Raw genomic sequence first — 26,670 nt, forward strand, 5'->3', positions numbered from 1 at the left:
TCCCGCCGACACGGTGGCGATGTCGCTGGACGAGGTCCGCACCCTGTCGCGCAACGTGCTGTCCGGCGCGGGCCTTTCCGACGATCATGCCGCGGCGGTCGCCGAGACGTTGGTCTCCGGCGAGCGCGACGGCTGCGGATCGCACGGCGTCTACCGGCTGCTGGTCGCGACCCGCAGCATCGCGACCGGCCGCGTGTCCAAGAATGCGGTGCCGGTGGTGAGCGAGCCCGCCCAGGCGCTGGTGCGGGTCGATGGCGGCGGCGGCTTTGCCCAACTCGCCTTCGAGCGTGGCAAGCCGCTGCTGGTGGAAAAGGCGCGCAAGTTCGGCATCGCCGCGCTGGCGCTCAACAACGTCGTCCACTTCGCAGCACTCTGGCCCGAGGTCGAGGCGCTGACCGAGCAGGGGCTGGTGGCGCTCGCCTTCACCCCCAGCCACGCCTGGGTGGCGCCGGCGGGCGGGACGGAGCCGGTGTTCGGCACCAACCCGATCGCGTTCGGCTGGCCACGGCCGGGGCGCGAGCCGTTCGTGTTCGACTTTGCGACCAGCGCAGTCGCGCGCGGGGAAATCGAGCTCCACCGTCGCGCCGGCAAGCCCGTGCCCGACGACTGGGGCTATGACGCCGACGGCAATCCCACCACCGACGCCGCGGCCGTGCTCTCTGGCGCGATGCGGACCTTTGGCGGCCACAAGGGCTCGGCGCTCGCCGCAATGGTCGAGCTGATCGCCGGGCCGCTGATCGGCGACATGACCAGCAAGGAATCGATGGCGGCCGACGAAGGCGCGGGCGGATCGCCGCTCGGCGGCGAGCTGGTGCTCGCGATCGACCCGGCCGGCTTCCTGGGTGCGGGCGTCGCCGAGCATCTCGCGCGCGCCGAGGCGATGTTCGAGGCAATCGAAACGCAGGGTGCGCGCCTGCCGGGGTCGCGGCGCTATGCCGCGCGGCCGCGCAGCCTGGTGGAAGGCGTGCGGGTGCCCGCGTCTCTCCACGCCGATCTGATGGCGCTGGCACAGGGGGGCAAGGCTTAGACATGCGCAAGGCACGGTTTCTGCTTGGGGCAGCGTTGATGATGGGGCAGCTGGCGGTGGTGGAGGCGGCGGTTGCCGCGGCCCCGGCACAGGCCGCGGCCGCCCAGACCGCCGACCAGCGGTTTGAGGCGATCTACACGGCCGAATGGGAATGGCGAACGCAGCAGTCCGCCCCCAATGAGGACAGCCCTGCGGGCGCCGCCAAGCGCCTGCCGGACGTCGGCCCCAAGGTGCAGGCCGAAAAGCTCCAGCGCTGGGAAGCGACCGAACGCGCGCTCGCCGCCATCGACCTCGCCACGCTGTCGCCTGCCAACCGCGTCAACTTCGCGGTCTACAAGGGGCAGATCGACGCGCTCTTGGCCGAGCAGCGCTACCGCGAATATGAAAAGCCGCTCAACGCGGACACCAGCTTCTGGGGCGACATCGCCGGCTGGGCGCGCGAGCCGCTCGAGAACGAGACCGCCTATCGCAACTACATCGCGATGCTGCGGGAGGTGCCGCGCTATTATGACCAGCAGATCGCGAACATGCGCGCCGGCCTCAAGCGCGGTTTCACCCCGTCCGCGATCACGCTGAAGGGCCGCGACCTCGGCGTCGCACAGGTCGCCGAGGCCAAGTCGCTCGACGACCAGGCCTTCTACGCGCCGTTCCGCAAAATGCCCTCGACCATCCCGGCGGCGACCCAGGCCGCGCTGCGCAAGGAGGGAGAGGCGGCGATCCGCGAGGCGGTGGTGCCCGCCCATGCCAGGCTGCTCACGTTCCTGCGCACCGAATATATCCCCGGCGCCCGCAAGGAGCTGGACGCCTATCACCTTCCCGACGGCAAGGCCTATTACCAGTCCAAGATCCGCGAGTTCACCACGCTCGACAAGACACCGGACGAGATCCACGCGATCGGCTTGTCCGAGGTCGCCAAGATCCGCGCGCGGATGCTGGAGGTGATGCAGCAGGTCGGCTTCCAGGGTGACCTGCCGGCGTTCCTCACCTTCCTGCGCACCGATCCGCAATTCTATGTGAAGACCCCGCAGGCGCTGCTCGACCGCGCCGCCTGGGTCGCCAAGACCTTTGACGGCAAGGCCAGCCAGTATTTCGGCCGGCTGCCGCGTAGCCGCTTCGCGATCAAGCCGGTGCCGGACGAGGTCGCGCCCTTCTACACCGGCGGGCGCGGCGGGCCGGGCATCTACCTCGTCAACACCTACAACCTGCCGGCGCGGCCGCTCTATTCGATCCCGGCGCTGACCCTGCACGAGAGCGCGCCAGGTCACGCCTTCCAGATGCCGCTGGCGGCGGAGAACACCAGCCTGCCGGCGTTCCGCCGCGACAGCTATATCTCTGCCTATGGCGAGGGCTGGGCGCTCTATTGCGAAGCGCTGGGCGAAGAGATGGGGATGTACGACACGCCCTATGACGTGTTCGGCATGCTCAGCTACCAGATGTGGCGTGCCGCCCGGCTGGTGGTCGACACCGGCATCCACACCAAGGGGTGGAGCCGCGATCAGGCGCAGAAATATCTGCACGACAACACCGCGATGGCCGATCACGAGATCACGACCGAGGTGGATCGCTACATCGCCTGGCCGGGGCAGGCGCTGTCCTATTACTTGGGCGAGCTCGCGATCCAGGAAGCACGCGCCAAGGCCGAGCAGGCGCTTGGCCCCAAGTTCAACATCCGCAACTTCCATGACGCGGTGCTCGAACTCGGATCGGTGCCGCTGCCGGTGATGGCGGCGCGGGTGGACCAGCTGATCGCGGAAGGCGGCAAGGGGCCGTACCCGGACGAGGGATAACATGCGCGCGGCTCGGTCAGTCCCGCTCGCGGCGCTGCTCGCAGCGGCGTGGCCGGCCGCCGCGCAACAGGGCGTGCCGGTGCAAAGCGCCAGCAATCCCATCCTCGCGGATGGGCGCTTCTATTCGACCGATCCCGCTCCGGTGGTGATCGACGACACGCTCTACATCCTCGCGGGCCGCGACGAGGCGCCTCCGGACGTCAACGACTTCATCATGAACGAGTGGCAGCTGCTCGCCACGCAGGACCCGGCGGCGGGCGCCTGGACCCATTATCCCGCGGTTGCGACGCCCGAAGGCATCTTCCGCTGGGCGGAGCCCGGCCGCGCCTATGCCGGGCAGATCGTCAAGGGTCCGGACGGCCGGCTCTATCTCTATGCTCCGGTGCTCGAGGCGAACACCGACGCCAGGGACGGCTTCGCGATCGGCGTCGCCGTGGCGGACAGCCCGACCGGTCCCTGGGTCGACGCGCATCCCGCCGGCCCGATCGTGTCGCAGCGCGTGCCCGAGCCCAACACCATCCAGAACATCGACCCGACCGTGCTCGTCGACGATGACGGGCGCGTCTATCTCTATTGGGGGACGTTCGGAAAGCTGCGCGGCATCGAGCTGGAGCGCGACATGGTGACGCCCAAGAGCCGCCAGATCGCGGTGACGACGCTGACCGGTTTCTTCGAGGCGCCGTGGCTGATGAAGCGCAAGGACGTCTATTACCTGCTCTACGCGGGCAACAATGCCGGGCCGGACTCGCCCTGCACGCCGACGCTCTACCACGCCTGCATCGCCTATGGCACCGCGCCGAGGCCGCTGGGCCCCTGGACCTATCGAGGCACCGTGCTGAAGCCGGTGTCCTCGACCACGTCGCACCCGGGCGCGGTCGAATATCGCGGGCAATGGTATCTCGCCTATCACACCGCCGATGGCGCGGGCGGCGGGCACTTCCGCCGCAGCGTCGCGATCGACCGGCTGGAGTGGGACGACAGCGTCAGCCCACCCGCGATCCGCCCTGTCGTGCCGACCCGAAGCCCGCAGCCGGTGCCGCCGCCCAGCCGCAACATCGCCCCTGCCGCGACGCCCGCCGCCTCGAACGAGCCGATCCCGGTGCGATTTTGGCTGCGCGCGCTCAACGACGGCGCCACCCGGGCGTCGCCCCTGCCGCCCGAGATGTGGGGCAGCGCGAGCGCCGGAAACCCGTCGCAGCAGTGGATCGAATATCGCTGGCCAGAGTCGGTTACCGTCAGTGAATCCCGCATCTGGTTCGTTGCCGACGACGCTGCCGGCATCGCGGCGCCCGCGGCCTGGCGCATCGAATATTGGGACGGCAGCTGGAGGCCGGTTCCGCGCGCCGACCGCTATAGCACCGCCGTTGGCGCCTTCCAGCATTCGCGGTTCGTTCCCGTTAGGACCCGGTGCTTGCGCGCGGTGTTGCAGGCCGCGCGTGCCGACGAAACGAACGCGGCGATGGCGGTCCAGGAGTGGGAAGTGCTCACCCGTCGCCCGACGCGGGTCGCGCCGTCCACCGAGCCGGCGGCGCCCTGCGAGCCGCGCGAGTAGCGCCCGACCGACAAACATAGATTATCGCGATAACGAAAACCGCTGGACAAGCGGCAGCACGCGTCCCATATTGCTTATCGCAATAAGGGCTTTCACAGGAGTCAGCCAATGTCCGTCGACGTGAAGTATCGCACCTCCGCCACCGCAACCGGGGGCCGCGATGGTCGCGCCCGTACCGAGGATGGCCGCCTGGAAGTTCAGCTGGCGACGCCCAAGGAGCTCGGCGGCGCCGGCGGCGAGGGGACCAATCCCGAGCAGCTGTTCGCAGCCGGCTATGCCGCGTGCTTCCTGGGCGCGCTGAAGGTCGCGGGCCAGCAGCTCAAGGTGCGCGTCCCGGCGGAAACCAGCATCACCGCGACCGTCGGCATCGGCCCGCGTGCGGCTGGCGGCTTCGGCATCACCGCCGACCTGGAAGTGACGCTACCCGGGGTCGATCGTGCCGAGGCGCAGAAGGTCGTAGAAGCCGCGCACCAGATCTGCCCCTATTCGAACGCCACCCGCAACAACGTGGACGTCGGCCTCAGCGTCGCCTGACGGCGCCCTCCAGCGAAGTTTCCCAGCGGGCGGGGTGGCGACACCCCGCCCGTTTTACGTTCCATTGCTGCGCCCCTCCGCGATTGCGTCAAAGCGGTCGTTGCAATATGTCCGAGTAATACGGACGCGCGTATCGCCGGCCGTCGTGCACCCCATGAGAGGGTGGGAACCAGGCTGTAGCTCCGGCTGCGGCAGCAAAGGGAGAGACGACCTATGATCCGGACCCTCCGTCGCGCAGCGCTCGCGCTGATGCTTTCGGCGGCCCCGCTCGCCGCAGGCGCCCAGACCGTTCCTGGTCAGAGCGCGCCCAGCCAGCCGCCCGCCGCCGGCACCGCCACCGTCGCGATCCAGGGCAATCAGCCCGGCCCGGTCTATGATCGCCGCATCTTCACCCAGTTCGCCGAGCATCTGGGCCACGGCATCTACGAGGGGCTGTGGGTCGGCAAGAACTCCAAGATCCCGAACACCAACGGCTTCCGCAACGATGTGGTCGCGGCGCTCCGTAACCTGAAGGTGCCGGTGATCCGCTGGCCGGGCGGCTGCTTTGCCGACGAATATAACTGGCGCGAGGGCATCGGCCCGCAAAACAAGCGTCCGGTCAAGATCAACACCCATTGGGGCGGCGTGACCGAGCCGAACACCGTCGGCACGCACGAGTTCTTCGAGCTGCTGCGCCAGGTCGGCGCCGAGGCCTATGTCGCCGGCAACGTCGGCAACGGCACCCCGCGCGAGATGGCCGAGTGGGTCGAATACATGACCTCGCCCGCCGGCAGCCTCGCCGACGAGCGCGCGAAGAACGGCCACAAGGCGCCCTGGGCGGTGCCGTTCTTCGGCGTCGGCAACGAGCTGTGGGGCTGCGGCGGCAACATGCGGCCGGAGTTCGCGGCCGACGAGACCCGCCGCTACGCGACCTTCATCAAGGCGCCGGCCGGCACCAAGATCATGAAGATCGCCGCCGGCGCGAACGTCGAGGACTATAACTGGACCGAGACGATGATGCGCGTGGCCGCACCGCAGCTCGACGGCGTGTCGCTCCATTACTACGTCCACCCCGCCGGCGGCTGGCCGCCGCGGGCGCCTGCGGTCGATTTCGACGAGAACGGCTGGGCCGATGCGCTCGCCGGCGCGTGGCGCATGGACGAGCTGATCACCAAGCACAGCGCGATCATGGACAAGTATGATCCGCAAAAGCGCATCTTCCTGGCGGTCGACGAATGGGGTGCCTGGTATGCCCAGGATGCGGGCACGCACCCGGGCTTCCTGCGCCAGCAGAACACGCTGCGGGACGCGCTGATCGCCTCGATCCACCTCGACATCTTCGCCAAGCATGCCGACCGCGTCCGTATGTCGGCGATCGCGCAGATGGTGAACGTGCTGCAGGCGATGATCCTGACGGACGGCGGCAAGATGGTTCTGACGCCGACCTATCACGTGTTCGAGATGTACAAGCCCTGGCAGGACGCGACCGTGCTGCCGATCACGATCAACGCGCCCTGGTACAACAAGAACCAGTTCACCATGCGTGCGGTGAGCGGCTCGGCGGTGCGCGGCAAGGATGGCAAGGTCCACATCGGCCTGTCCAACCTCGATCCGAACCAGGCGAACACCGTCACCGTGAACCTGGACGGCATCACCGCCGGCTCGGTGACCGGCCGGGTGCTGACCGCGCCCGCGATCAACGCGCACAACACCTTCGACGCGCCCGAAGTGGTGAAGCCCGCCGCCTTCAACGGCGCGCAGGTGAACGGCGGCACCCTCAGGGTGACGCTGCCCGCCAAGTCGGTGGTGGTGCTGGAACTCCAGTAAACCTTGTGCCCCTGCGCAGGCAGGGGCCCAGGGCCACAAGCGGAATGCATGGAAACCCCGGGCTCCTGCTGTCGCAGGAGCACCGGTGGAGGAGAGGATGAGGATGATACGGTCGCTTCTACTGGGAGCCGCACTCGCGCTCGGCGCTGCCGCTGCTCCGGCACAGCAGACGCCCAGTCTCAACGAGCGGCTGACCGGTGACCTCATCCCCACCCACGATCCCGTGATCGCGCGCGAGGGCGGTACCTATTACGTTTTCGGCACCGGCCACGGCGATCGCCTGGTCGAGACCAAGAGCTCACCGGACCTGATCCACTGGACCGCGGGTGCGCCCGTGTTCACGAAGATGCCGGACTGGGCGCCCAAGGCGGTGCCCGGCACCAACGGCATGTGGGCACCCGACATCGCCTTCGTGAACGGCCGCTGGCGGCTCTATTACTCCGTGTCGACGTTCGGCTCGAACCGCTCGGCGATCGGCATGGCGACCAACGCCACGCTGGATCCGAAGTCGCCCAAGTTCGCCTGGCGCGACGAAGGGCTGGTGGTGCAGTCGATGCCCAGCGACGATTTCAACGCCATTGATCCGAACTTCGTGGTCGACCGCCAGGGCCGCCACTGGCTCTCACTTGGCAGCTTCTGGAGCGGCATCAAGCTGTTCGAGCTCGACAAGAAGACCGGCAAGCTCCTCCACCCGAAGGAAAAGCGCTTCTCGATCGCGCGCCGCATGGCGCCTGCGGGCGCGGCGGCACCGGTGGAAGCGCCGTTCATCGTGCCGCATGGCGACTACTACTACCTGCTCGTGTCCTATGATTACTGCTGCAAGGGCGTGAACAGCACCTATTACACCGTGGTCGGTCGCTCGAAGGAGATCACCGGGCCCTATCTCGGCAAGGACGGCAGTTCCTTGATGCAGGGGCAGGGCACGATCTTCCTGCGCGCCGATCTCGAAGAGAAGCAGCGCTTCCGCGGCCCCGGCCACCCCGGCTGGCTGCACGACAAGGACGGCCGCGATTACGTGGTCTACCACGCCTATGATCGGGAGAAGAACGGCGCGCCCACGCTGCGCATCGCTCCCGTCACCTGGGGCGCGGACGGCTGGCCCGTCGCCGCCCAATGACCTCCTCTCGCCGAATCCAGGGAGCCGACATGCTTCATCTCGACCGCCGCCTCTTCCTCGCCGGTGCCGCCGGCAGCGTCGCTGCCGCCCAGGCAGCAGTCGCCGGCATGCGCGCATCCGGTACCACTCCCGCCGCCCCGGTGCCGGTGAACCCGCTCGTCAAGCAGCGCGCCGACGCGCAGGTGTTCCGCCACACCGACGGCTATTATTATCTGACCGGCTCGGTGCCGGAGTATGACCGGCTGGTGCTGCGCCGCTCGCGCACCCTGGCGGGCCTTGCCACCGCTGAGGAGCGCGTGCTGTGGCGCCACGAAGCCACGGGCCCGATGTCCGGCTTCCTCTGGGCGCCCGAACTGCACCTCTTCCAGGGCAAGTGGATCATGTATTTCGCAGCCGGCCCCAGCGGCGGCGGCGAGGACGTGTTCCGCATCCGCACCTATGCGATCGTGTGCGACGGCCCCGATCCGATGACTGGCAATTGGAAGGTGCTCGGCAAGTTCGAATCGCCATTCGACGGCTTCAACCTCGATTCGACGATCTTCGAACATCGCGGCGTCTCCTATTTCTGCTGGGCAGAGCGCGAGCCGGGGATCGAGACCAACTCCAACCTCTATCTGGCGCCGCTCAAGACGCCGCTGACGCTCGGCGCCAAGGCCGTGCGCCTGACCGTGCCGACGCTCGACTGGGAAATCCGCGGGTTCAAGGTCGCCGAGGCACCGGCAGTGCTCGCGCGCAACGGCCGCCTGTTCATGACCTATTCGGCGAGCGCGACCGACGATCGCTACAGCCTGGGCATGCTGACCGCGCGCGACGACGCCGACATCATGGACCTCAAGAGCTGGGTGAAGTCGCCCCAGCCGGTGTTCGTCAGCTCGGAAGTGACCAGCGTCTACGGTCCCGGCCACAACAGCTTCACCGTCGACGAGCAGGGCCGCGACGTGCTCGTCTACCACGGCCGCGATTACAAGGCGATCAAGGGCGATCCGCTGTTCGACCCGAACCGCCACACCCGCGTCCAGCGCATCTATTATCGCGAGGACGGCACCCCCGACTTCGGCATCCCGGTCGGCAACGGCCCGGTGCCAGACCGCTTCTCGCCCGCGACTGCGCCGAAGCAGTTCGTGCGCCATGACGGCGATCGCGTCGTTGTCGGACAGGGTTCGATCCCGTCGAGCCAGTTCCGCAGCGTCGAGAGCATGGCGGGGTCCGGCGCCATCTCGCTGGCACCGATCGACGTGGCCGACCGGGTGCTGTTCGCCGCCCCCGACGGCAGCGTCCGTTTGGCCCAGCCGCTGCGCGACCGCCAGTTCGTGCTCCGCAGCAGCTTCGTGCGCGAGGCCGTCGGTCGCGATACGGTGCGGTTCGCGCTCGCGGGTCGTCCCAATATGGTACTCGCACAGGTCGGCGGCGAGCTCCGGCTCGTGGCGCGCACCACGCGCGACAACGGCCAGAACAGCGTCTTCCGCGTCAGCTGACGCGGAAGTCTCGCCCGCTTTTGCCTCCTGAACCTGCTGGTCCCGCACGGCTCTGCCGCTGCGGGGCCAGTGCTGCGTGACTTTCAGGCAACGCTGCCCGCTCGCTGTGCAGCGACCTTGCGAATGCAGCTTGCCGTCGCCCAGCTGTTGCCGTAATTTTGTAGGAGTAAAGTTTCGATCAATTACGCCCGGGCGCCAAGCCCGGCGAGGGGAGAGGCACATGGCTTTCAAGCCGATTTTCTTGCGTACCGCGTCCGTTGTTGCCCTGGTGCTGGCGCCGCCGGCCTTTGCGCAGACCACTGCGGACGACGCGACGCAGACCACCGAGGCCGCAGAGCCCGTCAATTCCACCCCGGATGAAGCCACCAGCGGCGACATCATCGTCACCGGCGTGCGCGGCAGCATCGTCGGCGCGCTCAACGTGCGCCGCGAAGCCACGCAGATCGTCGACTCGATCGTGGCCGAAGATGTCGGCAAATTGCCCGACAATAACGTCGTGGAAGCGCTCCAGCGCGTCACCGGTGTCCAGGTCACCGACCGCACCGGCGGCGAAGCGGCCACCATCACCATTCGCGGCCTCAGCGACCCGCTGACCACGCTCAACGGCCGCAACATCTTCACCGCTGCCGGCCAGTCCTTCTCGCTGCAGGACGTCTCGGCGAACCTCGTCAAGCAGGTCGACGTCTACAAGACCCGCTCGGCCGATCAGATCGAGACCGGTCTGGCGGGCCAGATCGACGTGAAGACGCGCCGTCCGCTCGACTTCGACGGCTTCACCATCTCCGGCCTCGCACGCGGCATCTACAACGAGCAGGCCGACACCTTTAACCCCAACATCGCGCTCCTCGTGTCGGATCGCTGGGAAACCGGCATCGGCGACATCGGCCTGCTGGTGAACGGCAGCTACAGCCGCACCAAGTATCGCAACATGTCGGTGACGGCCGGTGCGCTGGTTCCCTTCGCGACCGAGACGCCGCCCGCGGGCTCCGGCCTCGCGCCGCTCGAGCGCATCTTCCCGGGTGAGGGCAACGTCAACTGGCAGCCGGGCCTCGACGCCGGGCTTCCGACCGCACCGGGCTCGACGCTCGACATCAACGGCGTCGACACGCCCTATTACCTCTCGCGCGACGCGGTCTTCAGCTCGGATCTCTATGGCAAGCGTGAGCGCCCGTCGTTCAACGCGGCGCTGCAGTGGGCCCCGAACAGCAGCTCGGTCTACACGGCCGAAGTCTTCTACGCGGGCTTCCGCGGAGAGACCTCCAACAGCATGATGTTCAGCTTCGTGGATTTCTGGGCGAATCCGCAGCCGGTCGAGCTCTACGAGGGCACCAACATCGTCAAGTCGCGCGTCGCGAACGACGTGTACGGCTTCAACAGCGCGGATTACACCCGCAGCAAGACCGACAGCTTCGTCTATGCACTGAACGGGCAATGGGACCTGGGTCAGCGCGGCAAGATTACCGCCGACCTCGCCTATCAGACCAGCAAGTACCAGACCTCGTTCATCGCGATGCGCACCGAGCGGGTGGCGGATCAGATCACGGTCGACTTCAATGCCGGCGGTGGCATCCCCTCCTACCACTTCAGCGACGATTCGCTGCTGACCGATCCCGCGTCCTGGAACATCGCGCAGCTCTACGACAACGGTGGCCGCGACAAGGGCAGCGCGCTGACCGGTACCCTGGACGGCTATTATACCTGGGACGAGGGCTTCCTGCGCCAGATCAAGGCAGGCATCCGCGTCGACGACCGCAAGGCATCGAGCTACGTCCGCACCCAGGACGCCGGCGTGCTCGGTCGCAGCCTGACGACGCTCGGCGAAGACGCGCTGTTCACCAACTCCGACTTCTTCGATGGTCGCGCCGACGTGCCGACCAGCTGGGTGCTGCCGAAGGGCAGCTGGCTCTATGACAACGCAGACACGGTTCGCGGCCTCTATGGCCTCCCGACCTCGGACCAGCTGCGCATGGTCAAGACCTTCAACATCGAAGAAGTGACCATGTCGGCCTACCTGCTGGCCGATGGCGAGATCTCCGTGTTCGGGCGTCCGCTGAAGATCCAGGGCGGCATCCGCTATGTGGATGTCGATACCGACTATGACTTCTTCGATCGCTACAACAACGGCGCCCAGACCTCCGTTTCCAGCGGTTCGCATCGCTGGCTGCCGAGCTTCACCGCGCGCTACGAAGTTACGCCGACGCTGCGCGTGCGCTTCAACTATGGTGAGACGCTGCGCCGTCCGAACTTCGGCGACATCAACCCGAACTACTCGCTGACGGGTGACCTCACCAACGTCGGCTACGGCAGCGGCACGGCGGGCACCGCGGACCTGCAGCCCACCCATTCGAAGAACTACGACCTCGCGGTCGAGTGGTACTTCGATCGCGACAGCGCGATTTACGTGACCGGCTTCCGTCGCGAGATCGAGGGTCTGGTCGTTCCGCTCACCGTCATGGAGTATATCCCCAACAACGGGATCGTCGCGGGCGCGACGAACAACTTCGCCATCACCCGTCCGGCGAACGCCTCGGACGGCGTGCTGAAGGGTGTCGAAGTGGGCCTGACCTACTTCCCGAAGTACCTGCCGAGCTTCCTCGACGGCCTGGGCTTCGTCGGCAGCCTGACCGTGCTGGATTCCAAGCAGAACATTCCGCAGACGGACTCCGCCGGCAACATCACTGGCGAGGCGACCTCGTCGTTCTTCAACGTGTCGGACTTCTCGTACAACGCGACGCTTGCCTACGACAACGGCCCGGTCGGTGCCCGCCTGTCGTACGTCTGGCGCAAGGAGTTCCTGCACAACAACGAGGCGCGCCTGTTCGCCAACCCGATCGGCGTCTGGTACCGTCCGGAGAGCAGCCTGGACTTCCAGCTGAGCTACAAGGTCAACGACCAGATCGGCCTCACCTTCGACGCGGTGAACCTCACCAACCAGAAGCAGCAGTCCTACTACCGCTTCGGCAGCGCCGGCGGTCAGGACACGGACAACCTTGGCACGACGCTGCTGAGCCGCACCTTCGCGGTGGGCCTGCGCTTCTCGATGTAAGCCGCTGGCGGGGAAACCCCGCCGGATGCGCCAAGTCTCTCAAGGGGTCGGCACCGCCGGCCCCTTTTTTTCTGTCAGCGCGCGTCGCTCGCGACGCAGTGGACGGGGGCCTGCCCTTCGACTTCGAAGCTCGCGTCGCGGCCCTTGCCCCGCAGGGTCATGCCGTCGCCGGCATACCAGATCCCCGATGCCGGTCGCTTGCCCTTCAGCACGCCCAGCGTCCTGCCACGCGCACGCAGCGTCACCGTGTCTGCCCGATTGTCGAAGGTGGCGATCAACAGGGTGCCGTCCTCGCACTGATACCGCGCCGTCACGCGCTGCGGCAGATCGCCTGCCGGCGCCTCGCCGGGGGACAACTCGATTTTCTCGATTCGCCAGGACCGCTGCTCGGCGGTCGCCCCATCGATGTCGCCGGTGCGGTGCAGGGTGACCTCGCCGGCCTCGGTGAAGGGTACGCCTCCGTCCTTCAGCGTCCCGCGCACGGTGACGGGAACGGTGACGTATCGCTGACCGGCACCGGCATCGACCGGTCCGGGCGCGCCCACGCGCGCGCCGTAGCTCGCATAGCGGACGAAGCTGCGCGCGAAGGCCCGCGCGTCCCTGCCGGAGCCTTCGCTACCCCGGCGCCACAGCGCCCGCGCCGCTGCATAGTCGCCGCGGGCAAGCAGCGCGTAATAGCGCTGTACCACCGCGCGCGCCGCCTCGGCGGTCTCTTCATCCGGGTCGTCGGCAGCCGAAGCCACAGGGGGCGTCGGGCTCGACGGCGACGGCGCCGGAGCCGCCATGGAGGTGGGACTCGGGACCGGGCCGGCCGACTTCTCGGCCGGCGCCGCGGTATCCGCTGCCGCCTCGGGGGTATTCCCCTCCGGCTCCGGCACGCCCCCGCCGCAACCGGCGAGCAACAACGCCAGTGCGGCAGCGGTCGTGGTGCGGGTCACGGTTCCAGCGCGGCCCTGTCGGTATCCTCGAGATCGTCGTCCTCGGCGAGATCATCCTCGTCGAAATCTTCCTGAAGCTCGTCTTCCTCCTGGTCCTCGGGGTCGACAACGAGGTCGTCGTCGTCATCCTCGCTGCCGAGCTCATCGTCTTCCATGAGGAGGTCGTCCTCATCCTCGTCATCGCCGAGGTCGGGCTCGATGTCCGTCAGCAGGGTGCCGTCCGAGGGGCCGTCGCTGGTTACCTCCAGGATTTCGGCGCGCTGGCTCTCGTCATAGCCTTCTTCGTCAAAGCTGTCGCCGGAGCCCAGCCCCGGTACCTGGTGACCACCCATGGTTCGCTCCTTCGTCTGGCCCACCAGCAGCGGGGGCCGTCAGAGCGCGAACGGCGGGCGAGCCCGCGTGTTCCCGAGCCGCAGGACGATCCGGGCGGCGGACAGGCGGGGGCGTGCCTGCGGTATACTCCTGGCCGGCGGGCGCAGGGGGCTGTTCCCGCGCGGGTTGCAGGCGTATTCACGCCGCTATTCATACCCCTACAGGATTCCCCATGCTCGACGTTCCCATGACCCAGGTGCCCCTCGTCTCGCTGGCCGACCAGCAGAACGACCCGGAGGGTTTCGCACAGGCGTTCGGCGGCTCGTTCGAACGCTTCGGCTTCGCCATGGTCGCGGACCATGGCATCGATCCGGCGCTGATCGACCGCGCCTGGGCGCTGACCGAAGAGTTCTTCCGCCTGCCGGAGGAGGAGAAGCGCGCCTATCACACGCCGGGCGGCGGTGGCGCGCGCGGCTACACGCCCTTCCGCACCGAAATCGCGAAGAACGCAAAGGTCACCGACCTCAAGGAGTTCTGGCACATCGGCCGGGAGCTGCCAGCGGGCCACCGCTTTCGCGACGTGATGCCGGACAACATCTGGCCGTCGGCGCCCGCAGGCTTCAAGGAGACCTTCCTCGAGCTGTTCGCCGCCTTCGACACCGCCGGGCTCAAGCTGCTTTCGGCGATCGCGCGCTACCTGAAGCTTGATCCCAACTGGTTCGAGCACGCGGTCAAGGACGGCAATTCGGTGCTGCGCCTGCTCCACTATCCGCCGATCCCCGCCGATGCGCCGGGTGTGCGTGCGGAGGCGCATGAGGACATCAACCTCATCACGCTGCTGCTGGGCGCCGAGGAAGCCGGGCTGGAACTGCTCGACAAGGACGGCGACTGGCTCGCGGTGAAGCCCCCGGTGGGCGCGATGGTCGTGAACGTCGGCGACATGCTGCAGCGGCTGACCAACCATGTGTTGCCGTCGACCACGCACCGCGTGGTGAACCCGGCGCCCGAGCGGCGCGGCAACTCGCGCTACTCCATGCCCTTCTTCCTCCACCCGGCGCCCGATTTCCTCATCGAGACGCTGCCGAGCTGCGTGGGGGAGGGCAACCGCTACCCCGAGCCGATCACCGCCCACAACTATCTGCACCAGCGCCTGGTCGAGATCGGCCTCCTGAAGAAGTGATGCGACGCGCGCCCGTTTCCCGGAACGGGCGCGCGTTCCGCCTCCGGCGGCGAAAGCGCCCCGGTAACTTTTGCAAAGCCTTCTGGTCGTGTTGGGGTTGTTTATACCACGGCCCCTCCGCTAACGGCTGCCGCTCCGCCGGGACGTGCCCGGCGGCGAAATGGAAGAGGCAGGCATGACGGAACCGCTACGCGTCGCGATCGCAGGACTTGGTACGGTCGGCGCGGGCGTCATTCGTCTGCTCGACGCGAACGGGGCGTTGATTGCCCGCCGCGCCGGTCGCCCGATCGAGATCGTGGCGGTGTCTGCGCGGGATCGTGCCAAGGATCGCGGCGTCGACCTTTCGCGCTTCGACTGGGTGGACGACACCGCCTCGCTCGCGGCCGACCCGCGCGCCGATGTGGTGGTCGAACTCGTCGGCGGGGCGGACGGCCCCGCGCTGACACTCACCCGTGCGGCACTCGCCAACGGTAAGAGCGTCGTCACCGCCAACAAGGCCATGATCGCGCACCATGGCCTCGAACTCGCCCGCGCCGCCGAAGGGCGCGGCGTCGCGCTCAAGTTCGAGGCTGCGGTCGCAGGCGGCGTGCCGGTCATCAAGGGGCTGCGCGAAGGTGCCGCCGCCAACGAGATCGGCCATGTCTATGGCATCCTCAACGGTACCTGCAATTTCATCCTCTCGAAGATGGAGGCCGAGGGCCGCGACTTCGCCGAGGTGCTGGACGAAGCGCAGCGGCTCGGCTTTGCCGAAGCGGACCCCAGCTTCGACATCGATGGCGTCGATGCCGCCCACAAGCTGTCGATCCTGGCGAGCTTCGCCTTCGGTACCCGTCCGGCCTTTTCGGATGTCGCGATCACCGGCGTCCGCCACGTGCTCGCCGCCGACATCGCCGAGGCGGCGACGCTCGGCTATCGCGTGCGGCTGGTGGGCGTGGCGGAGGCCGGCAAGAACGGCCTGTTCCAGCGCGTCCACCCGCACCTTGTCCCCCTCGACCATCCGCTCGCGCATGTCACCGGCTCGCTGAACGCGGTGGTGGCCGAGGGCAATTTCGTCGGCCGGCTGTTCTTCCAGGGCCGGGGCGCCGGCGACGGCCCGACTGCCAGCGCGGTGGTGGCAGACCTGATCGACATCGCCCGCGGCGAGTTCGGCCCCCCCTATGCGGAACCGGCCGAGGCGCTCGCCGAGCAGCCCGCCGCGCCCACCGGCGAACGCCGCGGCCGCGCCTATCTGCGCCTGATGGTCGCCGACAAGGTGGGCGTGCTGGCGGAGATCGCGGCGGCGATGCGCGATGCCGGCGTGTCGATCGAACGGCTGATGCAGCGCGGCGCGAATGCCGACGGCAGCGTGCTGGTGGCGATCGTCACCCACGAAGGCCCGGAGCGCGCCGTCGCCGCCTCGCTCGAACGCCTGCGCGGCTCCCCCAGCCTGGTGGGCGAGCCGATGTGGATGCACATCCTGGAGAGCTGAGCGCACCCTGCACCAACCTGTACCCCGGCGAAGGCCGGGGCCCAGTTGCGATGGTGGGGATTAAGTGCGCTGACGCTTGCTTCGCGAGTGCCGGGTTGCGGGAAAGCTGTGGGGGGGGGGCATGCTCCCGCAAGGCCGGGGTGCTATCCGGCGGTGTTGCGCGAAAGCCCGGAACGCACCCCAACTGGACCCCGGCCTGCGCCGGGGTACCGATCACGTCCGTTGATTATTCCGCGAACGGCTGGTCGATGGCATGCTGCGGTTGGGTGAACCACGCCGCACCCGTCTCGGTCACGTACATGTGATCCTCCAGCCGCACGCCGAAGCGATCCGGCACGACGATCATCGGCTCGTTGGAAAAGCACATGCCGGGCGCAAGCGGCGTCCGGTCGCCGCGCACCAGATAGGCCGGCTCATGGATCGACAGGCCGATGCCATGCCCGGTGCGGTGGGGTAGCCCCGGAAGGCGGTAGTCGGGCCCTAGCCCTGCCGCCTCGAGCACGCGCCGCGCCGCCGCATCGACGCTCTCGCAGGGTGCGCCCGGCACTACCGCGTCGAACGCCGCCTGCTGTGCTTCCTTTTCCAGCGACCAGATGCTGCGCACCTCGTCCGGAACCGCCCCGAACGCATAGGTACGCGTGATGTCCGAGTGATAGCCCCCGACCAGGCAGCCGGTGTCGACCAGCACCAGCTCGCCCTCCTGCAGATATTGTTCGCCCGGCAGCCCGTGCGGGAACGCCGTCGCGCGGCCGAACTGAACGATGCAGAAGCTCGAGCCCGCAGCCCCGATCGCGCGGTGCGCAGCGTCGATGAAGCGCACGACCTCGCTTGCGGCGATTCCCGGGCGCAGGATGCGCGCGGTGCGGCGATGCACCTCCAGCGTCATCGCCTTGGCCTGGGCAAGCAGCGCCAGCTCGGCGCGGGACTTCACCATCCGGCAGCCGTCGATCGCGGGCGCGCCATCGAGCAGCCGGACTCCGCCCGCCTTGGCCCGCAGCCGCTCGCCCCATTGGAACGGAAACAGCGGATCGACGCCCAGCTTCGTGATCCCGGTGGCCGCGAGCGTATCGGCGAGCAGCGCGATCGGGTCCTCGTCCTCCTCCCACAGCCGGATGTCCGCGTCGATCGCGAGATCGGCCTCCAGCGTGCCGAGTTCGAACGCCGGGCACAGCAGCACCGGGCGGCCGCGTGCCGGCAGCAGCATCGCCACCAGCCGCTCGCTCGGGCCCCAGGGCACGCCCGCGAAATAGCGCAGCGTCGCCCCGACGTTGAGCAGCAGCCCGTCCGCACCGCCCGCATCCGCGAGCGCGCGGGCACGCTCGAGCCGCGCCTGCCGCTCTGCCGCACCGATGGGATCGGCGCGATCCGCCCAAGGGGTGATGGCCGCGATTTCGGCCTCTGCGCTCGATCCGCCGATGGTCATGCCTGTTCTTCCTTGTTCAAAACCGTGCGAGGTCGAAGGGCGCCAGGTCGACCGGCGGCCGCTCGCCTGCGACCAGGGCCGCGACGAGTTCGGCCGTGATCGGCGCCAGCGTCAGCCCCAGATGCTGGTGCCCGAATGCATAGAGCAGGTTGTTCGCGCGAGGCGAGCGGCCGATCGCGGGCAGATAGTCGGGAAGGGTGGGGCGCGATCCCATCCACCGGCGGAAGGGGCCCGTGATGGGGAGGCCGAGGGCGCGGACGTGCGCTTCCAGCCGCTCCCATTTGCGGGGATCGGGCGGCGCGTCGGGGCTGCTCAGCTCGACGAAGCTCGCGGCCTGCACGCGATCGGCGTAGCGGGTGACGATCATCGACCGGTCCTCGAACACCAGCGGCGGCAGGTCTGCCGGCCAGCGATCGGCGGCGGCACGGATGTGATAGCCGCGCTCGGCGATCATCGGGGCGGCATGGCCGGTCGCCTCCATCAGCGCGCGCGAGCCGATGCCGGCCGCCACCAGCACCAGTTCGGCCGGATGCCCGGGGACCAGCGCCACCCCGTCGATGATGCGCAGCTGCGCGCGGGCGCGGACGATGCGGCCCCCTGCACGAAGGAACGCTTCTTCCAGCGCGCCTGCCAGCACCGAGAGATCGCGGATCTGCCCGCTGCCGGCAAAGCGAATGGCACCTGCCACCGGAGCCTGGGTCACGCTGGCGATCGCTGCGAGCTCGGCGGCGTCGGCATCGCGGAACGTCGCCGTGCCGGTGTCGGCCGCCGTCCACGCGTCGCGCCCGGCGCGCGCGGTCTCCGGCGATTCCCACAGCACCAGATGTCCGTCCTGCGTCAGCAGCTCGGGGGCGTCGATCGTCGCCGCCAGCCGCTCCCAGGCGGGCATCGCCTCCTGCAACAGGCTGCCGAGCGCGGCGCTGCCCGCGGCAAAGCGGCTCGAGGTTGACCGGCCGACCAGCCGCAGCGCGAACGGTAGCCAGTTCGCGAGTTGACCGAGCGGCAGGTCGAGCGCCCCCCCGCGCACGAACAGCCGCCGCGGCGCGGACCGGATCGCAGCCGGCGAGGCGAGCGGCGCCACCTGCTCCGTGGCGATGTGGCCGGCATTTCCCCAGGAGGCGGCCGTGCGGGCGGCGTCCGGTTCCAGCAGCGTCACGGAATGGCCGGCACGCGCCAGCGCCAATGCGCTCGCCAGCCCGACAACGCCCCCCCCGACCACATTTGTCGCACCCACGCCCGTTCTCCTGTTGCGGCACAGCAATCCCTATCGTATACGGTATATGTCCGCAACGAGAAGAGAATGGTTCCGATGATGGTCGAATGGAAGGGCGTGTTCCCCGCCGTGACGACGCAGCTCCGTGAGGATCTGACGATCGACTTGGGTGAAACCCAGCGGGTGGTGGACGACCTGATCCGCGACGGGGTGACCGGCGTGATCGCGCTCGGCACCGTGGGTGAAAACAACTCGCTGATGTTCGAGGAAAAGCAGCAGGTCCTCTCCGCGATCGTGGAAGTGGTCGCCGGCCGCGTACCTGTGCTCACCGGCGTTTCCGAATATGATCAGCGCCGCGCCACCCGCTATGCCCAGGCGGCCGAAAAGATCGGCGCCGATGGCCTGATGCTGCTCCCGCCGATGGTCTATGTGCCCAAGGCCGAGGAACTGGTCGCGCACTTCCGCGGCGTGGCGGAGGCGGTGAGCCTGCCGATCATGCTCTACAACAACCCGCCGGCCTATCGCACCGTGATCGACCGCGGCGTGCTGGCGGCGCTCGACGACGTGAAGAACATCGTCGCGGTCAAGGAATCGGCGCCCGACACGCGTCGCTTCACCGATTTCCGCAACGAGTTCGGCGACCGGTTCGTGCTGTTCGCGGGCCTCGACGACGTGGCGCTGGAGGGTCTGTTCCTGGGCGCCAAGGGCTGGGTCTCGGGCCTCACCAACGCGTTCCCGCGCGAATCGGTCGAGCTGGTGCGCGCGTTCGAGCGCGGCGACCATGCCAAGGCGCTGGAGATCTACCGCTGGTTCATGCCGCTCCTCCACCTCGATGCCGAGCATGACCTGGTGCAGACCATCAAGCTCGCCGAGCAGGTGATGGGCCGGGGTTCGGAGCGCGTGCTTCCGCCGCGCCAGGTGCTGACCGGCGAGCGCCGTGCAGCGGTGATCGCCATGGTGGAAAAGGCCGCGGCGACCCGCCCGACGCTCGACATCGCCAAGGCAGCCTGACACGAGATACCCATGCGGCACACCTTCTTCTGTATCGACGGCCACACCGCCGGCAATCCGGTCCGCCTGGTCGCGGGCGGCGCGCCGCTCTTGAAGGGGGCATCCATGTCGGAGCGGCGCCAGGACTTCCTGGCCCGTTTCGACTGGATCCGCACGGGCCTGTGCTTCGAACCCCGCGGGCACGACATGATGTCGGGCGGGTTCCTCTACCCCCCGACGCAGGCCGACACCGACATCGGCATCCTGTTCATCGAGACCTCGGGGTGCCTGCCGATGTGCGGCCACGGCACCATCGGCATGGTCACCTTCGGCCTTGAGCATGGCCTCATCCAGCCCACGACGCCCGGCAAGCTGCGCATCGAGGTTCCGGCGGGGGTGATCGACGTCGCCTACGAGATGCAAGGCGAGAAGGTGACGGCGGTGCGCATCACCAACGTCCCGGCCTATGTCGCGGCGACCGGCATCCAGGTCGATCTGGAGGGGCTGGGGCCGCTCAGCGTCGATGTGTCCTATGGCGGCAACTATTATGCGATCGTTGAGCCGCAGGGGGCCTATACCGGGCTCGATGATCTCGGCGCCTCGCGGCTGGTGGAACTCAGCGGCCGACTGCGCGAGGCGATCCGCGAGAAGTTCGAGCCGGTCCACCCGCTCGATCCCACCATCCGCGGCGTCAGCCACATCCTGTGGGCGGACAAGCCGCGCGGCGACGGCGCCGACGGCCGCAACGCGGTGTTCTATGGCGACCGGGCGATCGATCGCAGCCCGTGCGGCACCGGCACCTCGGCCCGCCTCGCGCATCTCGCCTTCAAGGGGCAGCTGAAAACCGGCGAGCGCTTCGTCCACGAAAGCTACATCGGCAGCCGCTTCATCGGCCGGGTGGAGGCGGACACCGCGATCGGCGACCAGCCGGCGATCATCCCATCGATTGAGGGATCGGCGGTCGCCACTGGCTTCAACACGATCTGGATTGATCGCGCCGATCCTTTCTGGAAGGGTTTCCAGGTCAAGTGACCCTGGCGGCCGAAGTCGATTGTCGGCGGGTCCGTCGCGGCCCTCCGGAGGTTTTTCGCAGATGAGCATCGTCGTTCGCACGCTCTCTGAACAGGTATTCGAAATCATCCGCGAGCGGATCATCACCGGCGTCCTTCCGCGGGAGGTGCCGATCCGCCAGGATGCGCTCGCCAACGAACTGGGCGTGAGCAAAATCCCCCTGCGCGAGGCGTTGGCGCGGCTGGAGCAGGAAGGGCTGCTCACCAGCCAAGCGAACCGCGGCTATTTTGTACGCCCCATGTCGGCCGCGGAAGCGGAGGAGATCTTCGAGCTGCGGCTGGTGCTGGAGCCGCCGGCCGCGGCCCGCGCGGCGGAGCGCGCCGATGACGCGGACCGTGCGGCCACCATCGCAGCGTTCGAGGCGCTTGACAGCGCCGCCAGCAACAATCTCGCCAGTGTCGCCAGCTGCAACCGCAGCTTCCACACCGCGCTGGTGCGGCCGAGCGGGCGGTTGCTCACCACCCAGCTCGTCGAGCGGCTGACGGTGCTGTCGGAACGCTATGTCATCGCGCACCTCCAGCCCGCCGGACGCGAGGATCGCGCACACCTGGAGCATCGCGACCTGCTCGATGCCTGGCTCGCCGGCGACGGGCCGTCGGTGGAACGGCTGCTGAGTGCACACATCCAGGCAACGCTGGACGATCTTCGAAGCCAGTTCGGCTCGGAATTGTCCGGCTAAGACGAAAAACCAGGGGGGAGAGCCGATGTTCGGGCCGCGTAAATCGATCCACACGATGGGCAGTCAACAAGAGGGGCACCGTCTCGCCAAGACGCTGAGCTGGCCGCACCTGATCGCGCTGGGGGTCGGCGCCATCGTCGGCACCGGCATCTACACGCTCACCGGCGTCGGTGCGGAACGTGCCGGGCCGGCCGTGATCCTCGCCTTCGCCATCGCCGGGGCGGTCTGCGCCTGCGCGGCACTCGCCTATGCCGAGATGGCGACGCTGATCCCGGCCGCCGGCAGCGCCTATACCTTCAGCTACACCGCGATGGGCGAGGGGATCGCCTGGATCGTCGGCTGGAGCCTGATCCTTGAATATTCGCTCGCCTGCTCGACCGTCGCGGTCGGCTGGTCCGGCTATCTCGTCGGCTGGATCCAGGCGGCGGGCGTGACCCTGCCGCAGGCGCTGCTGGTGGGGCCGCATGATGGCGGCATCATCAACCTGCCGGCCGTGCTGGTCGCGCTGTCCGTCATGGGCATGCTGATCGCCGGCACGCGCGAGAGCGCGACGCTCAACATCATCCTCGTCATCATCAAGCTGGTGGCCCTCAGCGTGTTCGTCGCCTTTGCGCTGCCCGCGTTCCAGGCCGACAACCTCCAGCCGTTCATGCCCTATGGCTTCGGCAGCACCGAGGTGATGGGCGAGAAGCGCGGCGTCATGGCGGCGGCTGCGATCGTGTTCTTCGCCTTCTACGGCTTCGACGCGGTCGCGACCTCGGCCGAAGAGGCCAAGAACCCGGGGCGTGACCTCACCATCGGCATCGTCGGCTCGATGCTGGTGTGCACGATCATCTACATGGCGGTCGCGGTCGCGGCCGTCGGCGCGCTGCCCTACACCGCGCTCGCCAACTCGCCCGAGCCGCTCGCGCTGGTGCTGCGGTCGCTGCAGCAGCCGGTCGCCGCCCACCTGATCGCGCTGGCAGCGGTCGTCGCGCTGCCCTCGGTGATCCTGGTGATGATGTACGGCCAGAGCCGCATCTTCTTCGTGATGGCGCGCGACGGCCTGCTCCCGCGGGGCCTTGCGAAGGTCAGCGCGCGGACCGGTGCCCCGACCCTGATCACGCTCGTGACCGGCGTGTCGGTCGCCGCCGTCGCCGGCTTCTTCCGCCTCGATGAAATCGCGGAACTCGCCAATGCCGGTACGCTGGTCGCGTTCATCGCGGTGGGCGCCTGCCTGATGATCCTGCGCCGCCGCTTTCCGGAACTGCCGCGGCTGTTCCGCTGCCCGGCGCCCTATGTGGTCGGCACGCTCGCGATCCTCGGCTGCATCTACCTGTTCATCAGCCTGCCGAGCTCCACCATCACCCGCTTCGCGCTGTGGAACGTCATCGGTCTGGTGATCTACTTCGCCTATGGCCGCCGCCACACCGAGGCGCGCGAACCGAAGCCGGTCGCCGCCGCCTGAACCTGCGCGGCGCACCGACGCCGCGCCCAGGTCTTCGCCCGGCATCAGCGCCGGGATAGTGCGGGAGGTGCGGGATGCCGCACCTCCCGTTTGTCGTTTCAGGCGCCGGGGTGCTTCTTGGCGATCGCCCCCAGCAGATCGTCGAACGCCTTCACGAACTGCGCGACGCCGTCTTCGACCAGCCGCTGGGTTACGCCATCCAGGTCCAGGCCCAGCCGCTCAGCTTCCGCCAGCACGTGACGCGCGCCGTCCAGATCGGCGGTGAGCGTGTCGGCGACGGTGCCGCGCTCGCGGAACGCGTCCATGGTCTTGGGCGGCATGGTGTTGACCGTGTCCGGACCGATCAGCGCGTCGACGTAGAGCGTGTCCGGATAGGCCGGGTCCTTGGTCCCGGTCGACGCCCACAACAGCCGCTGCGGCTGCGCGCCCTTGGCGGCGAGTGCCTGCCAGCGGTCGCTCCCGATGAAGTCCTGGTACCAGGCATAGGCGGCCTTGGCGTTGGCGATCGCGACCTTGCCGCGCAGCGCCTTCAGCGCCTCGGCCTCGGGATCGCCCTCGGCGACGCGCGTGTCGATCGCCTTGTCCATCACCGCGTCGATGCGGCTGACGAAGAAGCTCGCGACGCCCGCGATCCGGTCGATCGGCAGGCCCTGCGCCGCGCGCTGCTCCAGCCCTGCGACATGCGCCTCGGCGACGCGCTGATACGCCTCCAGCGAGAACAACAGCGTGACGTTCACGTTGATGCCGGCTGCAACCGTTGCCGCGATCGCCGGCGCACCTGCCGGCGTACCGGGGATCTTGATCATCAGGTTCGGCCGGTCGACCGCCGCCCACAGCTTCTGCGCCTCGGCAATGGTCGCGTCGGTATCGTCGGCGATATAGGGCGACACTTCCAGGCTGACATAGCCGTCCCTGGCATCGGTACGGTCATAGACCGGGCGCAGCGTCTCGGCCGCGGCCTTGATGTCCTGGATCGCCAGATGCTCGTAGCGGTCGATCGTCGCCGCACCCGGATGGGCGGCGTCATAGGCGGCCAGCGTCGCGTCATAGGCGTCGCCATAGCCCATCGCCTTCTCGAAGATGGCGGGGTTGGAGGTGACGCCGGTCAGCCCGTCCTCGGCGACGAGCTTTTCCAGCCCGCCCGCTTCCAGGAACTTGCGGTCGACGAAGTCGAGCCACGGTGCGGTGCCCTTGGCGCCGAGATCGTTGAGCAGCCCCATTTCCAGTCCTTTCAGCCTGCGCCGGACCCAAAACCCGGCTTTGGGAGCGCTATGCCGCCAGCCGCAGCAAAAATCGACTCACGCGTGCAGTCCCAATCTCGCGAGTGGCCGCCCGACCAGCCCCGCCACCAGCGCGGCCTGGATCCGCTCTACCAGCGGCAGGCGAGAGAGCGGCGCCACCAGCCGGTCTCGCAGTGCCGGGATTACCCGGCTGTCGGACTGATAGACCGGCGTCAGCAATGCCGTGAGGGCCTGGTACAGCGCGACATGCCGCCGCCGCAGCGCCACCGCGCGCGCCAGCCCTGCGCCAACCGTCGCGGCGCCGCGCAGCCCCTGCCGCAGCGCATAGGCATCGAGCAGCGCCATGTTCGCCCCCTGGCCCAGCTGCGGGCTCGCGGAATGCCAGGCGTCGCCGATGTGGATCAGGCCCGCTGCGGCCGGCTTCGAGAGCGTGCGATGCGCATAACGCGCGGCAACGAGCCGGTCGGGATGGTCGATCTGGGCGAGCAGCGGCTCGGTTGCGGGCCACAGCGCGCGCACTTCCGCCTTCCAGGCCGCCAGTCCGGCCGTGCGCCACGCTTCCAGCCGGTCGAGCCGAAGCGACCAGAACAGCGAGGCTTCGGCGCCACCGCCACCGGTGCGCTTGCCCGTCGGCAGCACGCCGACCATCTGGCTCGCCCGGTGATAGCGCTGCTCCAGCGTACTCGGCGACAGCGCGCTCCCTTCCGGCCAGGCGAGGCTCGTCCACAGCGCGCCATAGGCGAGTTCGCGGCCCGTGGGCGGCGCCAGCGGCGTGCGGCCGCCCAGCGCGTCGACCACCAGGTCGAACCGCACGCTGCGGGTGCCACCTTCGAAGAGCAGGCAGCGACCGCCCTCGCTCGCCGGCTCGCTGCCAACCACCGTCCGGCCCGTCTCGATCGGGATGCCGGTTGCGACCGCAGCATCGAACAACACCCCGAAGAGGCTCGCCCGGTGGATGCCGAGCCCGAAGCGCTCGCCCTTGAGGGCCCGATAGGCGACGTCCAGCACGACGCTGCCCTCGGCCGTGCACCCGAGCAGGCGATCGACGCGCGCGCCCCGCGCCAGCACTTCCTGCGTCAGTCCAAGCTCCCGCATCACGGCAAGCCCGGTCGGCTGCAGCATCAGCCCCGATCCGATCGGCTGCGGCGTCGCGAACCGCTCGAACAGGGTGACGTGGTGCCCGTCCCGCGCCAGCAGCAGCGCGGCTGCCAGGCCGGCGGGGCCACAGCCCGCGACCGCAATCGTCCGCGCCGTCACCGTGCCAGGTCCAGCGCCATCTGCACGCCCGGCGTTGCCGGATCGGGCAGGGGGCCCAGGTTGGAGAGGGTGACGCCCAGCAGCCGCACGCCCATTGGCAGCGGGTAGAGCCCGCGCACCAGCTCGACCGCGATCGCGTGCAGCGTGGCCCGATCGCCGACCGGTTCGGGGATGCTTCGGCTGCGCGTCAGGGTGCGGAAGTCGGCGAAGCGGATCTTGGTCGTCACGGTGCGGCCGGAACTGCGCATGCGTTCGCACCATTCCCAGACATCGTCGGCCATGGCACGGATTCCGTCCTCCACCGCATCGGGCGTGGTCAGGTTGGTGGCGTAGGTGGTTTCCGATCCGGACGACTTGCGCACCCGGTCGGGCGTCACTGCGCGATCGTCCTCACCGCGAGCGACGCGGTAATACCATTCGCCCGACTTGCCGAAGTGCGCGCGCAGCCATGGTAGCTCCTTCGCGCGCAAGTCGGCGCCGGTGTGGATGCCGAGCCCCGCCATCTTCTCGGCCGTACGCGGGCCGATGCCGTGGAAGCGCCCGACCTCCAGCTTGGCGACGAAGGCCTCGCCGGCACCCGGCGGGATGACGCACTGCCCATCCGGCTTGTTGGCGTCGGAGGCGAGCTTCGCCAGGAACTTGTTGTAGGAGATGCCGGCAGACGCGGTGAGGCCGGTTTCCTCGCGGATGCGCCGCCGGATCTCCAGCGCCGTCTCGGTCGCGGACGGCAGCCCCGCGAGGTTCTCGGTCACGTCCAGATAGGCCTCGTCCAGCGACAGCGGCTCGACCAGCGGCGTATAGCTGTGGAAGATCGCCCGGATTTGCTGCGACACCGCCCGGTAGACATCGAAGCGCGGCCGCACGAACACCAGTTCCGGGCACTGCCGGATCGCCCGCGCCGAGGGCATCGCCGAGCGTACCCCAAAGCGCCGCGCCTCATAGCTCGCCGCCGCGACCACGCCGCGCCCGCTCGAGCCGCCCACCGCCACGGGCCGCCCGCGCAGCTCCGGCGCGTCGCGCTGCTCCACCGACGCGAAAAAAGCGTCCATGTCGACATGGATGATCTTGCGGGTCATGGCACGCGAACAGGATAGGAACAAACGCCCC

21 protein-coding genes are annotated in these 26,670 nt (G+C 68.6%); 14 read left to right on the forward strand and 7 right to left on the reverse strand.

The window, feature by feature from the left end:
* Positions 1-19: 19 nt before the first annotated feature.
* From VPH46_RS08600 to VPH46_RS08635, 8 genes are all read left to right on the forward strand, one after another.
* A complete protein-coding gene (locus tag VPH46_RS08600; RefSeq protein ID WP_416610657.1) occupies positions 20-1,027 on the forward strand; it encodes an Ldh family oxidoreductase in 1,008 nt (335 codons plus the stop codon).
* Positions 1,028-1,029: 2 nt separating this feature from the next.
* Positions 1,030-2,814: a DUF885 domain-containing protein gene (locus VPH46_RS08605; RefSeq protein WP_416610479.1), complete on the forward strand. Its 1,785-nt coding sequence runs from the start codon at positions 1,030-1,032 to the stop codon at positions 2,812-2,814.
* Between the two features lies 1 nt (position 2,815).
* Complete coding sequence (locus tag VPH46_RS08610; protein ID WP_416610480.1) at positions 2,816-4,366, forward strand: family 43 glycosylhydrolase; 1,551 nt, start codon at positions 2,816-2,818, stop codon at positions 4,364-4,366.
* A gap of 108 nt (positions 4,367-4,474) precedes the next feature.
* Positions 4,475-4,900: an organic hydroperoxide resistance protein gene (locus tag VPH46_RS08615; RefSeq protein WP_416610481.1), complete on the forward strand. Its 426-nt coding sequence runs from the start codon at positions 4,475-4,477 to the stop codon at positions 4,898-4,900.
* 213 nt (positions 4,901-5,113) lie between these two features.
* Positions 5,114-6,706: an alpha-N-arabinofuranosidase gene (locus tag VPH46_RS08620; RefSeq protein WP_416610482.1), complete on the forward strand. Its 1,593-nt coding sequence runs from the start codon at positions 5,114-5,116 to the stop codon at positions 6,704-6,706.
* Positions 6,707-6,809: 103 nt separating this feature from the next.
* On the forward strand, positions 6,810-7,823 hold the full coding sequence (locus tag VPH46_RS08625) for an arabinan endo-1,5-alpha-L-arabinosidase (protein ID WP_239434872.1): 1,014 nt from the start codon (positions 6,810-6,812) through the stop codon (positions 7,821-7,823).
* Positions 7,824-7,852: 29 nt separating this feature from the next.
* The gene (locus VPH46_RS08630; RefSeq protein WP_416610484.1) at positions 7,853-9,298 is read left to right on the forward strand and encodes a family 43 glycosylhydrolase; all 1,446 of its coding nucleotides are present in this window, start codon (positions 7,853-7,855) and stop codon (positions 9,296-9,298) included.
* Positions 9,299-9,518: 220 nt separating this feature from the next.
* On the forward strand, positions 9,519-12,344 hold the full coding sequence (locus VPH46_RS08635; protein WP_416610486.1) for a TonB-dependent receptor: 2,826 nt from the start codon (positions 9,519-9,521) through the stop codon (positions 12,342-12,344).
* Positions 12,345-12,418: 74 nt separating this feature from the next.
* On the opposite strand, the gene VPH46_RS08640 is transcribed toward VPH46_RS08635, so the two are convergent.
* Both VPH46_RS08640 and VPH46_RS08645 read right to left on the reverse strand, forming a co-directional pair.
* Positions 12,419-13,282, reverse strand: a complete 864-nt coding sequence (locus VPH46_RS08640) for an MliC family protein (RefSeq protein WP_416610488.1) — start codon at positions 13,280-13,282, stop codon at positions 12,419-12,421.
* Positions 13,279-13,614, reverse strand: a complete 336-nt coding sequence (locus VPH46_RS08645; protein ID WP_416610490.1) for a DNA primase — start codon at positions 13,612-13,614, stop codon at positions 13,279-13,281. Before VPH46_RS08645 ends, VPH46_RS08640 begins: the two co-directional genes overlap by 4 nt.
* Before the next feature lie 212 nt (positions 13,615-13,826).
* Between VPH46_RS08645 and VPH46_RS08650 the strand changes: the two genes are divergently transcribed.
* Together VPH46_RS08650 and VPH46_RS08655 are read left to right on the forward strand one after the other, a co-directional pair.
* Positions 13,827-14,774, forward strand: a complete 948-nt coding sequence (locus VPH46_RS08650) for an isopenicillin N synthase family dioxygenase (protein WP_416610492.1) — start codon at positions 13,827-13,829, stop codon at positions 14,772-14,774.
* A gap of 175 nt (positions 14,775-14,949) precedes the next feature.
* Complete coding sequence (locus tag VPH46_RS08655) at positions 14,950-16,242, forward strand: homoserine dehydrogenase (protein ID WP_125960662.1); 1,293 nt, start codon at positions 14,950-14,952, stop codon at positions 16,240-16,242.
* 226 nt (positions 16,243-16,468) lie between these two features.
* Here the strand turns inward: VPH46_RS08655 and VPH46_RS08660 are convergent, their stop codons facing one another.
* Both VPH46_RS08660 and VPH46_RS08665 read right to left on the reverse strand, forming a co-directional pair.
* Positions 16,469-17,665, reverse strand: a complete 1,197-nt coding sequence (locus VPH46_RS08660) for a M24 family metallopeptidase (RefSeq protein WP_416610494.1) — start codon at positions 17,663-17,665, stop codon at positions 16,469-16,471.
* 16 nt (positions 17,666-17,681) lie between these two features.
* Positions 17,682-18,899, reverse strand: a complete 1,218-nt coding sequence (locus VPH46_RS08665) for an NAD(P)/FAD-dependent oxidoreductase (protein ID WP_416610496.1) — start codon at positions 18,897-18,899, stop codon at positions 17,682-17,684.
* Between the two features lie 75 nt (positions 18,900-18,974).
* Between VPH46_RS08665 and VPH46_RS08670 the strand changes: the two genes are divergently transcribed.
* The 4 genes from VPH46_RS08670 (at position 18,975) to VPH46_RS08685 (ending at position 23,065) form a co-directional block, all read left to right on the forward strand.
* Entirely contained in the window at positions 18,975-19,889 is a 915-nt protein-coding gene (locus tag VPH46_RS08670; RefSeq protein ID WP_317893217.1) for a dihydrodipicolinate synthase family protein, read from the forward strand.
* Between the two features lie 12 nt (positions 19,890-19,901).
* Positions 19,902-20,900: a 4-hydroxyproline epimerase gene (locus VPH46_RS08675; RefSeq protein ID WP_416610498.1), complete on the forward strand. Its 999-nt coding sequence runs from the start codon at positions 19,902-19,904 to the stop codon at positions 20,898-20,900.
* Between the two features lie 61 nt (positions 20,901-20,961).
* Positions 20,962-21,618: a GntR family transcriptional regulator gene (locus VPH46_RS08680; RefSeq protein ID WP_416610500.1), complete on the forward strand. Its 657-nt coding sequence runs from the start codon at positions 20,962-20,964 to the stop codon at positions 21,616-21,618.
* A gap of 25 nt (positions 21,619-21,643) precedes the next feature.
* Positions 21,644-23,065, forward strand: a complete 1,422-nt coding sequence (locus VPH46_RS08685) for an amino acid permease (protein WP_416610501.1) — start codon at positions 21,644-21,646, stop codon at positions 23,063-23,065.
* Positions 23,066-23,163: 98 nt separating this feature from the next.
* Here the strand turns inward: VPH46_RS08685 and tal are convergent, their stop codons facing one another.
* From tal to dinB, 3 genes are all read right to left on the reverse strand, one after another.
* A complete protein-coding gene (gene tal, locus VPH46_RS08690) occupies positions 23,164-24,285 on the reverse strand; it encodes a transaldolase (protein ID WP_416610503.1) in 1,122 nt (373 codons plus the stop codon).
* Positions 24,286-24,363: 78 nt separating this feature from the next.
* Entirely contained in the window at positions 24,364-25,563 is a 1,200-nt protein-coding gene (locus VPH46_RS08695; RefSeq protein WP_416610505.1) for an FAD-dependent oxidoreductase, read from the reverse strand.
* Positions 25,560-26,639, reverse strand: coding sequence for a DNA polymerase IV (gene dinB, locus VPH46_RS08700; RefSeq protein WP_416610507.1), 1,080 nt, complete (start codon positions 26,637-26,639; stop codon positions 25,560-25,562). The genes VPH46_RS08695 and dinB overlap by 4 nt, the downstream gene beginning before the upstream one ends.
* Positions 26,640-26,670 lie beyond the last annotated feature (31 nt).

The sequence above is a fragment of the Sphingomonas sp. MJ1 (PH-R8) genome (assembly GCF_048058635.1).
GTDB lineage: Bacteria > Pseudomonadota > Alphaproteobacteria > Sphingomonadales > Sphingomonadaceae > Sphingomonas.

What these genes read in the sequence shown, in the direction of transcription:
- VPH46_RS08620 (WP_416610482.1), top strand. Translation starts at nt 5,114, where the DNA reads ATGATCCGGACCCTCCGTCGCGCAGCGCTCGCGCTGATGCTTTCGGCG.
- VPH46_RS08615 (WP_416610481.1), top strand. Translation starts at nt 4,475, where the DNA reads ATGTCCGTCGACGTGAAGTATCGCACCTCCGCCACCGCAACCGGGGGC.
- VPH46_RS08650 (WP_416610492.1), top strand. Translation starts at nt 13,827, where the DNA reads ATGCTCGACGTTCCCATGACCCAGGTGCCCCTCGTCTCGCTGGCCGAC.
- VPH46_RS08635 (WP_416610486.1), top strand. Translation starts at nt 9,519, where the DNA reads ATGGCTTTCAAGCCGATTTTCTTGCGTACCGCGTCCGTTGTTGCCCTG.
- VPH46_RS08675 (WP_416610498.1), top strand. Translation starts at nt 19,902, where the DNA reads ATGCGGCACACCTTCTTCTGTATCGACGGCCACACCGCCGGCAATCCG.
- VPH46_RS08600 (WP_416610657.1), top strand. Translation starts at nt 20, where the DNA reads ATGTCGCTGGACGAGGTCCGCACCCTGTCGCGCAACGTGCTGTCCGGC.
- VPH46_RS08630 (WP_416610484.1), top strand. Translation starts at nt 7,853, where the DNA reads ATGCTTCATCTCGACCGCCGCCTCTTCCTCGCCGGTGCCGCCGGCAGC.
- VPH46_RS08685 (WP_416610501.1), top strand. Translation starts at nt 21,644, where the DNA reads ATGTTCGGGCCGCGTAAATCGATCCACACGATGGGCAGTCAACAAGAG.
- VPH46_RS08625 (WP_239434872.1), top strand. Translation starts at nt 6,810, where the DNA reads ATGATACGGTCGCTTCTACTGGGAGCCGCACTCGCGCTCGGCGCTGCC.
- VPH46_RS08610 (WP_416610480.1), top strand. Translation starts at nt 2,816, where the DNA reads ATGCGCGCGGCTCGGTCAGTCCCGCTCGCGGCGCTGCTCGCAGCGGCG.
- tal (WP_416610503.1), bottom strand. Translation starts at nt 24,285, where the DNA reads ATGGGGCTGCTCAACGATCTCGGCGCCAAGGGCACCGCACCGTGGCTC.
- VPH46_RS08655 (WP_125960662.1), top strand. Translation starts at nt 14,950, where the DNA reads ATGACGGAACCGCTACGCGTCGCGATCGCAGGACTTGGTACGGTCGGC.
- VPH46_RS08670 (WP_317893217.1), top strand. Translation starts at nt 18,975, where the DNA reads ATGATGGTCGAATGGAAGGGCGTGTTCCCCGCCGTGACGACGCAGCTC.
- VPH46_RS08645 (WP_416610490.1), bottom strand. Translation starts at nt 13,614, where the DNA reads ATGGGTGGTCACCAGGTACCGGGGCTGGGCTCCGGCGACAGCTTTGAC.
- VPH46_RS08605 (WP_416610479.1), top strand. Translation starts at nt 1,030, where the DNA reads ATGCGCAAGGCACGGTTTCTGCTTGGGGCAGCGTTGATGATGGGGCAG.
- VPH46_RS08660 (WP_416610494.1), bottom strand. Translation starts at nt 17,665, where the DNA reads ATGACCATCGGCGGATCGAGCGCAGAGGCCGAAATCGCGGCCATCACC.
- dinB (WP_416610507.1), bottom strand. Translation starts at nt 26,639, where the DNA reads ATGACCCGCAAGATCATCCATGTCGACATGGACGCTTTTTTCGCGTCG.
- VPH46_RS08680 (WP_416610500.1), top strand. Translation starts at nt 20,962, where the DNA reads ATGAGCATCGTCGTTCGCACGCTCTCTGAACAGGTATTCGAAATCATC.